The following is a 12,493-nucleotide window of genomic DNA, read 5'->3' as shown; positions in this document are numbered from 1 at the left end:
GATTTCCCTCTGCCAGCCGGTACGGCTTTCTGTTAAAAAACGACACGCGCTTTCTGACGCCGATAGAATCGAATCGCAATCAGTCAAAGAGCGGTCAACAGGAGCGAACCATGGATCTGATCATCCGCCGCGCGATGCTGCCGCCGAGCGCCACATCACAGCACAAGCAGCCCAGGCAGCCGGTCGACATCGGCATTGAGGCGGGCCGCATCGTCGCCGTCGAACCGAATCTGGCCGCGAGCGCGCACGAAGAAATCGACGCTGCCGGTTCGCTCGTCACGCCGCCATTCGTCGATCCGCATTTCCACATGGACGCCACGCTGTCGTACGGTCTGCCGCGCGTGAACGCGTCGGGCACCTTGCTGGAAGGCATCGCGTTGTGGGGCGAACTGAAGCCGGACCTCACCCAGGAGGCGCTGATCGAGCGTGCGCTGCAGTACTGCGACTGGGCTGTCGCGCGCGGCCTGCTGGCGATTCGCAGCCACGTGGATGTCTGTGACCCGCGCTTGCTCGCGGTCGAGGCGCTGCTCGAAGTGAAGCGCCGCGTCGCACCGTATCTGGATCTGCAACTGGTGGCGTTTCCGCAGGACGGCGTCTTGCGCAGCGCCGGCGCATTCGAGAATCTCAAGCGCGCGATTGCGATGGGCGTCGACGTGGTCGGCGGGATTCCGCATTTCGAACGCACGATGGCCGACGGCGCGCTGTCCGTGCGCATGCTGTGCGAGTTCGCGGCGGAGCAGGGTTTGCGCGTCGACATGCATTGCGACGAATCGGACGATCCGATGTCGCGTCATATCGAAACGCTCGCAGCCGAAACGCACCGGCTCGGCTTGCAGGGACGCGTCGCCGGTTCGCATCTGACCTCGATGCATTCGATGGACAACTACTACGTCAGCAAGCTTTTGCCGCTGATGCGCGAGTCGGGCGTCGCGGCGATCGCCAATCCGCTGATCAACATCACGCTGCAAGGCCGCAGCGACACCTATCCGAAACGGCGCGGCATGACGCGCGTGCCGGAGATGATGGCGGCGGGCATCAACGTCGCGTTCGGCCACGATTGCGTGATGGACCCGTGGTACAGCCTCGGCTCGGGCGACATGCTCGAAGTCGCGCACATGGGCCTGCATGTTGCGCAGATGACGGGCGTGGACGGCATGCACGCGTGTTTCGACGCGGTCACGGTGAATGCCGCGCGCATCCTCGGTCTGGAGGGCTATGGCATTGCGCCGGGAAGCGCGGCTAATCTCGTGCTGCTCGACGCACGCGATCCGGTCGAAGCAATTCGCTTGCGCGCCGCACGGCTTGCGGTGGTGAGCCGCGGCAAGGTGGTCAGCCGTGCGCCTGCTGCGCGCGCGGCGTTGTCGCTGGAAGGGCGTCCCGCAGAGGTGGATTTCAAACTGCATCGCGGTTAGCCGCCGCGCATCGCTCGCGGCACACACGTGATTGGAAAATACCAAGTGCTTGCGTATGAAAAAACACCCCGTATCGCTGGACGGATATCCAGCGATACGGGGTGCGGTTCAATCACCGGTTCTTCTTGTCGATGTCGGCGTCTATCTGCAACGTACAGCGCCGACTGACACTTCAACGCAAGATCAATGCGCCGCCGCAGGCGTCATGCCATTGTGGCGCAACAGCGCGTCGATATTCGGCTCGCGGCCGCGGAACGCCTTGAACGATTCCATCGCAGGACGGCTGCCGCCCACTTCCAGAATCTCCTTGCGATAACGCAGACCGGTCGCCTGATCGAGCACGCTGCCGCTCGCGGCTTGTGCGGCTTCTTCGAACGCGGCATACGCGTCGGCGGACAGCACTTCAGCCCACTTGTAGCTGTAGTAGCCCGCCGCATAACCGCCCGCGAAAATATGGCTGAACGTATTCGGCCAACGCGAGAAAGGCGCTTGCGGCACCACATGGAAGCGCTCGTTGATCTCGCTCGCGAGTTCGGTGGCGTTCTTCGTGCCGGACGCATCGAAACCGGTATGCAGTTGCATGTCGAACATCGAGAACACGATCTGACGCAACGTGCCAAGACCGCTCTGGAAATTCTTCGCAGCGAGCATTTTGTCGAACAGATCGCGCGGCAGCGGCTTGGCGGTGTCGACGTGCGAGGTCATGTCGCTCAACACGTCCCACTCCCAGCAGAAGTTCTCCATGAATTGCGACGGCAATTCAACCGCGTCCCACTCGACACCGTTGATGCCCGACACGCCCAGTTCGTCGACACGCGTGAGCATGTGATGCAGGCCGTGGCCGAACTCGTGGAACAGCGTGATCACTTCATCGTGCGTGAAGCAGGCGGGCTTGCCGCCGACCGGCGCCGAGAAGTTGCAGGTCAGATACGCCACCGGCGTTTGCACGCCGCCGTGCGTGTGCTTGTGACGGCCGCGCGCGTCGTCCATCCAGGCGCCGCCGCGTTTGCCTTCGCGTGCATACAGGTCGAGATAGAACTGGGCGACCAGACCGCCGTCCTGATTCTCGACGCGGAAAAAGCGTACGTCCGGATGCCACACGGCCGCTTCGTCGCGACGGATGCGCACGCCGAACAGCGTTTCGGTGACCTTGAAGAGACCCTTGAATACGACGTCTTCCGGGAAGTACTGTTTGACTTCGTTCTCGGAGAACGAATAACGGTTCTGGCGCAAACGTTCGGCGGCAAACGTCATGTCCCACGGCTGCAGGTCGGTCATGCCGAGCTCGTGCGCGGCAAATTCGCGCAACTCCTTCCAGTCCTGTTCGGCGTGCGGACGCGCGCGCGTGGCGAGGTCTTCGAGGAAGCTCATCACTTGTGCCGGCGACTCGGCCATCTTCGGTGCAAGCGACACTTCGGCGAAGTTGTTGTAGCCGAGCATGTGCGCTTCTTCCGCGCGCAGCTTCAACTGATCGGCGAGCACCTGGGTGTTGTCCCATTCGGGCTTGCCGCCGCCGTATTGCGGACCGAGCTCGGAGGCGCGCGTGACGTACGCGCGGTAAATCGTCTCGCGCATCGCGCGATTTTCCGAGTACTGCATCACGGGGAAATACGACGGAAAGTGCAGCGTGAATTTGTAGCCGGTCTTGCCTTCGCGTTCGGCCGCTTCCTTCGCGGCTTCGATCACGTCTTCGGGCAGGCCGGCCAGTTGCGCTTCATCGCCGGCTTCGACGACATAGGCGTACGCGTTCGTCGCATCGAGCACATGGTCCGAAAACGCTTTCGACAACCCTGCCTGCTTTTCCTGCAACTCGGCGAAATGCGGCTTCTGGTCTTCCGGCAATTCCGCGCCCGACAGGCGGAAATCGCGCAGCGCATTGCCGAGAATCTTCTTGCGTTCGCCGGTCAGCGAGGAAAAATCGCTGCTGGCGTGAAGCGCCTTGTATTTCTCGTACAGCGCGAGATTCTGGCCGACGCTCGACCAGAATTCGGTGACGCGCGGCAGATTTTCGCCATAGACGGCGCGCAGTTCCGGCGTATCCGCCACGGCGTTCAGATGGCCCACCACGCTCCAGGCGCGCGACAGCGGTTCGGTGGCGCGCTCCACCGGCTCGACCACGTCGGACCACGAAGCGGGCGTAATGGGTTGAGCGGCGCGCTCGACGGCGGCAGCCGCATCGGCGAGCAGGACATCGAGGGCGGGTGTGACGTGTTCGGGGCGGATCTCGCCAAAGCGCGGCAGGTCGGAGAAATCGAGGAGCGGATTGTCTTGATTCGAGGGGGTAGTGGACATAAGGCTTCCTGTCTGACGCGGGTGAACGGGTAATCGGTGCATCGACGGGCGCGCGCGATGACGCCCCGATAACACTCCATAGAGACATTATTGGGGCAGGGCGCGCCGATTCCAATCCGTCGACAGACAAATTATCAGATGTCGCGCGCCCGTGTGCGGAGAGCGCTGGCCGCCCGCGGTCCGGGCGGCGCGGAACGCGCTGCCGCGGCGCGCCCGTTTGCCGCCGCGCTCTGTGCGAAAACGAACGGTTCGAATTGCTGCCGTGCCGCATTCTGACGTGTCGCCACCCGTTAGCGGCGCTTTCTGTCAGAGGTATCGATGAACCCGCTTTCGCACGCTCTATCGCGCAAGGGCAATAATTTCGACCTCGTGCGGCTCCTTGCCGCCGTTGCCGTGGTGTATGGCCACTCGTATCTGCTGCAAGCCCCCGACGGCGCGACGGATTGGGTCCAGAACGCACTCGGCTTCGACGGTTTCGGTGCGCTTGGCGTCTATGCGTTTTTTCTGCTGAGCGGCATGCTGGTGACCGCCAGTTTCGACAGGCAACGTTCGGTGCCCCGTTTTGCCGCGTTGCGCATCGCGCGCCTGTGGCCGGCAGTGGCGGGGGGCTCGCTGGTGACGGTGTTTATCGTCGGGCCGTTGTTTACGACCCTGCCGCTGCGCGACTATTTTGCGTCCGGCATGACGTGGGCCAACCTCGATAATTTCTCCACCATCGTGCTGAAAACCGGCTGGGCGCTGCCCGGCGTATTCGAGCACAACCGTTTTCCGGTCGACGTCTGCGCGCCGCTGTGGACGCTGCCGCTCGAGGTGCGCTGCTATCTGATCGTGATGGTGACGGGCATGCTGGGGCTATTGTCCAGCCCGCGCGGCGTCTTGCTGGCGGTGGCGCTCGGGGGCGCCGCGTTCGTTCTGCGCGTACATCTGCCGCATCTGCAGATCGGGCTGCGTGACTTCAGCGAAACGCCCGGCGGCTATTCGTTCTGGCCGGAGCCGTTTTTCATGCTGGGGATGCTGTTGTACGGATGGCGCGAACGGATCGACATCAACGGCCTGACGGCCCTCGCGCTGGCGATGGTGTTTCTGGTGTTCCGCGACACGGCCGGCGCTCAACCGCTGTTCTATCTGGCTTTTGTTTACGGCGTGCTGTGGGTCGGCGCGACGCCGCTCTTGCGGCGCTTCGTGCCGCGCCACGATTACTCGTATGGGATTTATCTGTACGGTTTCATGATGCAGCAATGCGTCGCGAATATCGCGCCGCAGTTGAGCCATGTGACAGCGGTGCTGATCGCCGCGCCGTTTATCCTGCTGTGCGCGGCGCTGTCGTGGCACTTCGTGGAGCGGCCGGTGCTGAGGTGGTGCCGCGGGCGCCTTGCGCGCCGCTCAACGACGCTTGGCGCGGGAATAGCGACGCGCTGAGTGTCTGGTTGGGCGCCGATCGCTGCAACCGGCGCTTGCTGCCCTGGTTTGATGCCGGAGTTCGAAGGTTTCTGCGCGCTGCGCAAACCCGCATGCCGGCGAAATCACTTCGCCGGCATGAGCCCTCATGCTTTACGCGTGTGCCGCCGCTTCGCGCTCGGCGGCTTCGATCGTATTGACGAGCAGCATCGTGATGGTCATCGGACCGACACCGCCCGGCACCGGCGTGATGTAGCCCGCCACTTCCTTGACGCCCGCGAAATCGACGTCGCCGCACAGCTTGCCGGCTTCGTCGCGATTCATGCCCACGTCGATCACGGCAGCGCCCGGCTTCACCATGTCCGCAGTGAGAATGTTGCGCAGGCCGGTGGCGGCGACCACCACGTCGGCGTTACGCGTATGGGCGGCCAGATCGCGCGTCTTGCTATGGCAGATGGTGACGGTTGCGCCGGCTTCGAGCAGCAGCAGCGCCATCGGCTTGCCGACGATGTTCGAGCGGCCGATTACCACGGCGTTCGCGCCTTGCAGCGGAATCTCATAGGCCGCCAGCATCTTCATCACGCCGTACGGCGTGCACGGGCGGAACAGCGGCCGGCCGGTCATCAGCGCGCCGGCATTGGCAACGTGAAAACCGTCGACGTCCTTTTCCGGCGCGATCGCCTCGATCACCTTGTGGCTATCGATATGCGGCGGTAGCGGCAACTGCACCAGAATGCCGTGGATGCGCGGATCGCGATTCAGTTCGTCGATGCGAGCCAGCAGTTCGTCTTCCGGCAGATCGGCGGGATAGCGGTCGAACGACGAGCCGAGACCGTTGTCATGGCACGCCTTGACCTTGTTGCGCACATAGACTTCGCTGGCCGGATTGTCGCCGACCAGCACCACGGCGAGGCCCGGCTGATGCCCGCGGGCGGTGAGGGCGGCGGCGCGCGTGGCGACTTCGGCGCGCAGGGTCTTGGAAAGGGCTAGGCCGTCGATCAGTTTGGCAGTCATGGTCGGTCGAGATGGGCAGTTTGGAAAGCGGAGCAGGGCGCAGGCGTGCGCGTGTGGCATAGGCGGCACGTGCGATGGCGCTTTTCGTCGGAAACGGGTCGGCACATGAAAAGCGCGCGAAGCGAATCGGGGATAAGCAGCGCTGCAAAGTCCGACATTATACCGGCCCCGCATGATGCGCCATGCGCGGATTCGAGGCGCGCCGGCGTAGCGCCGGAAACAGATCGGCCGCGGACGGGTTTGCACGCCGCCGCGGCCGTCGAACGACTCCCGCTGCTTTACTGTTGCACAGGCTGCCAGCTATCGTCCGGGTCGAACGACTTAACGGCCGCCGCGGCGCGTGTGCTCTGCGGCCCGAGGTTCTTCTGATAGACCTGACCGTCCTGATTGACGATAAAACTCATCACGCCGGTTTTGCCGTATTCGGCCGGCGAGGCGATCAGACCGAAACCTTTGGTCATCTCGCCGTTCTCGACGTAGTTCTGCGCGCCGCCCTTTGCATGCGGACCTTGCGCCGTCAGGATCCGGTAGTGATAGCCGTGGTAAGCCTCTTTCGGCAGGGTGCCGTTGGGCATGGTGGCGGCGAGCGGTCCAAGCGGGCTTTCCGTTTCGCCGGGCGCCGTCGCCCAATACAGGCCGTCATGCCGGCCCTGCGTGCTGACGAAGCGCTGTGCGTAGTGCTGGGTCAGGTTGTGATAGTCGTTCTGCGCGTCGAGATAGGCGAGCGAGGTCAGGATCGCCGCGTGTTCGTTGCGGCCGATGCGGCGTGTCAGCATCTCGTCCTGTGCGGCCGGCGGATCGAAGCGCCAGCCGTGCGCGGCTTGCACGAGCGGGATCGGCAAAGTCCAGCCGCTGTCGCCGACCGCCAGATGCGCGGTTGCGTGCCCCGCGCTCTTCACGGGGTCCGCGACGATCTGATGCCCTTTCGACCATGCACCGAGGAACTGGTAGATATCGTCCTCGCCGATTCCTTCGGAAGGGATGAAGCGATGAAAATCGTTGCCGAGCACATGCTTGAGCGCGTTTTCGTCGTTGCGGGCCAACGCGTCGACGAACGCACTGGCGGCGTCGTCGGCACTCGGATAGACCGCCTGCGCGTGGGCGGCGGTCGTGCCGATCAGCAGTACCGGCGCCACCAGCAGGGTGCCGGTCGTGCCGAGGGCAACAGCGAAGGTCAGAGCGTGGGCGCGCAAGGTGCCGCGTGGAAATAAGCGAATCATCAGAGACTCCTCTTGATCGATCAACGGTTGCGGCCGAGGTGGCGTTCACCACCGCCGCCACCGCCCAGTCGGCCACCACCACCGCCGCGCTGGACACCGCCGCCATTGGCGCCGAAACCGCCCCCCGTGCGTTGCTGGCCGCCGCCGTTGGCGCCGAGGCCGCCGCTGCCGGAACGGTTCGCGGCCGCGTTGCGGCTCGCCTCGCCACGCTGCGTGTCCTGCCGCGCGCTATTGCCGTCACCGGCGCCGCGTAACGCGTTATCGCGATTGGCGTTCTGTGCGCGGTTCTGCAGGTCGCTGTTCGCGGTGCCGCCCTGATGAATCCCCTGCACGCGCTGGCTCGCGTTGCCGCTCAGGTTCTGGCCGGTACGGTTCTGCAAGGTCTGCTGCGCCTGGGCACGAGCGGCATCGTCGCGGCCGCGATAGGCATCGCGCTGTGCACCGCCGAGGTTGTTGTTGACGTTGCGGTTGAGATTCGCATTGTTGACGTTGCGATTGACGTTGGTGTTGCGATTCCAGTTCGTCGTGCTGCTGTTCACGTTGAGCCGGTTGTTCACATTGATGTTGTTGTACCGGTTCACGTTGATGTTGACGTCATGCGTGTTCCAGTTGAAGCCGCCCCACAACGAATTGGCAACGGCCACGCCGGCGCCGAATGCAAGACCGGTCGCGAAACCGGTTGCGATCGCATAGCCGGGCGGGGGCGGCACGTACACGGGCGGGTAAGCGGGATAGGGCCATGTGCCGTAGACGACAGTCGGGTTATACGTTGGCACATACACGACTTGCGGATTGGCCGGCACGATCTGAATCGTGCTTTGCTCGACCACGACTTTCTGTTGCGAACTCGTCTTCAGATTGCCTGCCGCTTGCGCCTGTTTGCGCAAACGCTGCACGGAGTCCATTACGTCGTTCGGCTGGTCGAGAAAGGCCGTGCCGAGTTGCGAGACCCAGTCGGGTTTCGACGCCATCGTCGCGAGGACCTGCGGGAAGGCGACCAGCGATTGCACGCTCGGATCCCACGGCTGGGAAGCGACTGCCTTTACGGCGTCGTCGCCTTGCAGCTTCGAGTTCGTTTTCGACCAGGCGGCCGCGGCCTGCACATCCTGAGGGAAAGTGGCGGCCATCAGCACCTGCGCGAGCAGGGCGTCGGGATAGAGCGCGATGGGTGCGGTCAGCGAATCGAGTTGCTGGGTCGACATCTTCGCGGCGCTTTGCGCATAGACCGGGCCCGGCATGGTCAGACCGACGAAGAGTGGCGCGCCCGCAAGTGCGGCGCAAACAAGCAACACACGCGAACGGTGTGCTCCGGATCGTTTCACGATGAAATCCTCCCGGCTGCGTTAAACGCGCGAAGTCAATGAGCAGCGCATGCTGCTTTGCTTCAGCGCAAAGGAATGGAGAAGGAAACGAGTAAAGGCCGGCTCAGTTTCGCTTGAGCCATTCGATAGGACAGATCCCTCAGCAACGCGGTTGAACCGCGGTAACTGCTTTGCGTCGCCAGGCGACGCGCACACGACAACGACAGCACAGGTGTTCTGCGTTCATCGGGCATTAACGGATCCTGTTGAGGAGTTCTGTATAAATTAGGGGGCGTAGCGGAGCTTGTCAATCTTGCTGATGGAAAGAAACTATTGCCATGCAGCGTAAGCGGATGCTGAGTAATGCGTAGTGATTAAGCGATGCGAACGTGGATGCGGATGCGGGCGTGTTGAACCATGCCGACCGCCGTCGTTGCGAAGTTGCTGTGGAGTTGTTGTGAAGCGAGGGAAAGGAAGGCGTGGGGGATGAAGCGGACCGGACTGTCCGGCAGTCCGGTCGTTGATGCACAGCCGCGACCCGCGGCGTGTGCCGCGGTCGTTCTGTTGACGGGTTTATTGCGCCGGTTGCGGCTTGTTCGACAACGCGAGGCGCAGCAGATCGGCGACCGTGTTGACGTTGAGCTTTTCCATGATGTTCGCGCGGTGCGCTTCGACCGTCTTGATGCTGATGCCGAGGTCGTCGGCGATCTGCTTGTTCAGGCGGCCGGCGATGATGCGTTCGAGCACCTGATGCTCACGCGCGGTCAGCTTGCCGAGACGTTCTGCCGCAGCACGTTGCTGTTGCACGCTGGTGCTTTCGCTACGTGCCTTGTCGAGCATGCGCTCGACCAGCTTGCGCAGTTCGGCTTCGTCGAACGGTTTTTCGATGAAGTCCATCGCGCCTTTTTTCATCGTCGACACGGCCATCGGCACGTCGCCGTGACCCGTCACGAAGATGATCGGCAGCGATGCGTTGTCGGCGATCAGGCGTTCCTGCAACTCGAGCCCGCTCATGCCGGACATCCGCACATCGAGAATCAGGCAGGCGATCTGGCCCGGATGCGTATGCGGCTGCCATGCGTCGATGAACTGCTCGGCGCTGGAGAAGCATTGCACGCGGTAGCCGTTCGCCTCCAGCAGCCAGCGCAGCGAATCTCGTACGGCCTCATCGTCGTCGACGACAAAGACAGTTTCCTGTGTGGTGACTGGGCTGTTCATAGCTCTCCCGTAACGGTTTGTGGTGTCGGCGCCTCTGACCCGCCGTTGCTCGGGCCGTCAGGCTCTCCAATAGGCAGACTGCAATGGAACGTGGCGCCTGTGATGTGGCCGTCAGATTCGACGTTGTTGACCACCCACAGACGGCCGCGGTGCGATTCGATAATCGAACGGCAAATATTCAGCCCCATGCCCATACCATCGGACTTGGTGCTGTAAAACGGTTCGAACAGCCGCTCGGCTGTTGCTTCGTCGACGCCCGGTCCCTGGTCGACGACACTGATGCAGACAAACCCGCCTTCCAGCCGGACGACCACGCGAATCACGGGGTCGACGGCATTCGGGCGTGCATCGTGCATCGCTTCGGCGCCGTTCTTCAGCAGGTTCACCAGCACCTGCTCGATCAGCACCGGGTCGACGTAGATCACCGGCAGGCGCGAGCGCAGATCGGTCACGATGCGAATCTTGCGCTTGCGCGCTTCGAGTTCGGCGAGGCCCACGGCGTCGGCCACGATATCGGCCACGCGCGTGGCCTGGCGTTTCGGCTCGCTGCGTTTCACGAACTCGCGAATGCGCTTGATGATCATGCCTGCCCGTACGGCCTGCTGGGCGGTTTTCTCGAGCACGGGCAGAAGATTGTCAGGCGTCGTTCGACCGGATTTAACCAGTGCTACGGTTCCTGAGCAATAGTTATTGATGGCGGCGAGCGGCTGATTCAGCTCATGCGCGAGCGACGAGGCCATTTCGCCCATCGTCATCAGGCGGCTGGTGAACTGCAGCTTCTCGTCCTGCTGGCGCGACAGTTCCTGGGCCTGCTTGCGGGTGGTGATGTCGGTCGCGATCTGCATCTGCGCGAGGTGGCCGTCCACCCACTGAATGTACTGGCGGCGCACTTCGAACCATTTCTGGATGCTCTGCACGTAGATTTCCTGCGCGTCGGCCGTGCTTTCGGTCAAGGCGGCGGCGGGCAGGCCCGCGTAGGTATCCACCATGTCGATCGAATCGGACGAGGCCTGCGAGCTGTCGAAGCCGCCGCCCGCCAGCTCCAGATGGCCGTCCGGGCGAATGCCGAAGAGGTGGCGGTAGTAGCGGTTGGCGAACAGCAGTTCGGCTTCGTCGGCGGCCAGCACGGAGACGGCGGCGTCGAGACTTTCGAGCACGGTCGTGAAGCGCTCGTGCGCGGCGGCGAGCTCTTCGCGCGCGCGTTTCGGTTCGGTGATGTCGGTCATCGACGACATCCAGCCGGTCTGGCGCCCCGAGCTGTCGATCAGCGGCGACACGTAGAGACGCGCGTGGAACAGCGAACCGTCTTTGCGGCGCACTCGCAATTCGAAGCCCGACGAGGGCGCCTTGCCGCGCAGCGTCATATCGAGCTGGCGTTGCATCTCCGGGTAAGCGTCGCGCGGCCAGTAGGCGAACGGCGCGTTCTTGCCGACCAGATCGCTTTCGTCCCAGCCGGTCATGCGGCAAAACGCCGGATTGACGTGGGTGATGCGGCCGTGCATGTCGAGCACGCGCATCCCGATCAGCACCGAGTTTTCCATTGCGCGCCGGAAGAACGCTTCGGCGTACAACGCCTGTTGCGCTTCGAAGCGTTGCCGGGTGTGTTTCCACAAGCTCCACAGACTCCACAACACGAAGCACGACAGGCCGGCCACCAGCCAGACCAGCGTGTTGTTGGTGAAGTTGGTCATCTGCGGGAACGCGTAGACGCGTACCGAGACGCCCTGGCCCGGCGGGTCGAGCGGCAGATCGTAGAACATGTCGCGCGGCAGGCGCGGGCGGGTCGACGTGGTGGTCAACTCGCGGTTGTTCACGTCGATGATCGAGATTTTGTATTTGGCCGACAGCTCGGGCGGAATGTCGTGCTTCAGGATGCCTTCCACCGAGAACACGGCGGCAATCGTGCCGAGGAAGTCGCGGTCGCGATACACCGGCGTTTGCAATGTGATGTAGCCGTTGCCGACGTCGTCGTAGATCAGCGGCGAGTACACCTGGCGGCGCGTATTGCGCGCCTCGTTGAAGGCGGCTTTGACGGCGTCGTCCATCTGCGCGTCATTCGGCTTGGCGAGGCGCTGGCCGAACACGGGCAGGGCGGTATTGGGCCAGCGTGGCTGCTGCTGGCTCGTATACCAGTTCATGTAGAGGATTTCGGGATGCCCCTGCATGATGTCCGTGGTGGACACCTGGAATGAATGCGGATCGGCGTGGCCGGCGACGAGATCGCGGGCGAGGGCCTGAATCTGTTCCTGCGCGCCGGTCATGGACAGGCGGATCTGCTGCTGCGCCCACGCGACATTGCGGTAGAGCGTGTCTTCCTGCTGCTGCTGTTCGCGCCGGTTCAGGCTCCACAGAATCAGGCTCATGACGACCAGGAAAACCAGGATCGACAGCAGCGGCGTCAGCAAATAGGAGTTCGACCACCACGGTCCGTGGTGCCAGCGGGAGGACGGCGTCGAATCCGCCGGCGAACCGGCGGTGCGCGCCGAGCGAGCGAAAAGCCGTTCGGTCAACATGCGTGGCATTGTAGCGCAGCGAGTCACTAGCAAATGGCGCAAAAAAGCGCTGAAAGTACCGTTAATCGGCGCAAACTAGCCGACGTATCCGTCGATCGGCAGTCAAATCAGGTTGCGCCGCAGCA

General features: G+C 63.3%; 8 protein-coding genes. 2 read left to right on the top strand and 6 right to left on the bottom strand.

Features of this window, described 5'->3' with window-relative positions; translation table 11 throughout:
• Positions 1-110 precede the first annotated feature (110 nt).
• The gene (locus ACOSV0_RS13230) at positions 111-1,412 is read left to right on the top strand and encodes an amidohydrolase family protein (protein WP_434106603.1); all 1,302 of its coding nucleotides are present in this window, start codon (positions 111-113) and stop codon (positions 1,410-1,412) included.
• Between the two features lie 183 nt (positions 1,413-1,595).
• On the opposite strand, the gene ACOSV0_RS13225 is transcribed toward ACOSV0_RS13230, so the two are convergent.
• Complete coding sequence (locus ACOSV0_RS13225; protein WP_434106602.1) at positions 1,596-3,704, bottom strand: M3 family metallopeptidase; 2,109 nt, start codon at positions 3,702-3,704, stop codon at positions 1,596-1,598.
• Between the two features lie 318 nt (positions 3,705-4,022).
• Between ACOSV0_RS13225 and ACOSV0_RS13220 the strand changes: the two genes are divergently transcribed.
• The gene (locus ACOSV0_RS13220) at positions 4,023-5,123 is read left to right on the top strand and encodes an acyltransferase family protein (protein ID WP_434106601.1); all 1,101 of its coding nucleotides are present in this window, start codon (positions 4,023-4,025) and stop codon (positions 5,121-5,123) included.
• A gap of 132 nt (positions 5,124-5,255) precedes the next feature.
• On the opposite strand, the gene folD is transcribed toward ACOSV0_RS13220, so the two are convergent.
• The 5 genes from folD to fixL form a co-directional block, all read right to left on the bottom strand.
• Complete coding sequence (gene folD / locus ACOSV0_RS13215; RefSeq protein ID WP_434106600.1) at positions 5,256-6,116, bottom strand: bifunctional methylenetetrahydrofolate dehydrogenase/methenyltetrahydrofolate cyclohydrolase FolD; 861 nt, start codon at positions 6,114-6,116, stop codon at positions 5,256-5,258.
• A 278-nt stretch (positions 6,117-6,394) separates the two neighbouring features.
• Entirely contained in the window at positions 6,395-7,336 is a 942-nt protein-coding gene (locus ACOSV0_RS13210) for a DUF2950 domain-containing protein (RefSeq protein WP_434106599.1), read from the bottom strand.
• Between the two features lie 20 nt (positions 7,337-7,356).
• On the bottom strand, positions 7,357-8,658 hold the full coding sequence (locus ACOSV0_RS13205; protein ID WP_434106598.1) for a DUF3300 domain-containing protein: 1,302 nt from the start codon (positions 8,656-8,658) through the stop codon (positions 7,357-7,359).
• Between the two features lie 552 nt (positions 8,659-9,210).
• Positions 9,211-9,855, bottom strand: coding sequence for an oxygen response regulator transcription factor FixJ (gene fixJ, locus ACOSV0_RS13200; RefSeq protein ID WP_011488992.1), 645 nt, complete (start codon positions 9,853-9,855; stop codon positions 9,211-9,213).
• Complete coding sequence (gene fixL, locus ACOSV0_RS13195; RefSeq protein ID WP_434106597.1) at positions 9,852-12,368, bottom strand: oxygen sensor histidine kinase FixL; 2,517 nt, start codon at positions 12,366-12,368, stop codon at positions 9,852-9,854. The genes fixJ and fixL overlap by 4 nt, the downstream gene beginning before the upstream one ends.
• Positions 12,369-12,493 lie beyond the last annotated feature (125 nt).

The sequence above is a fragment of the Paraburkholderia caffeinilytica genome, assembly GCF_051027425.1.
GTDB classification, from domain to species: domain Bacteria; phylum Pseudomonadota; class Gammaproteobacteria; order Burkholderiales; family Burkholderiaceae; genus Paraburkholderia; species Paraburkholderia caffeinilytica_A.
This window is presented reverse-complemented; position numbering and strand designations above follow the sequence as displayed.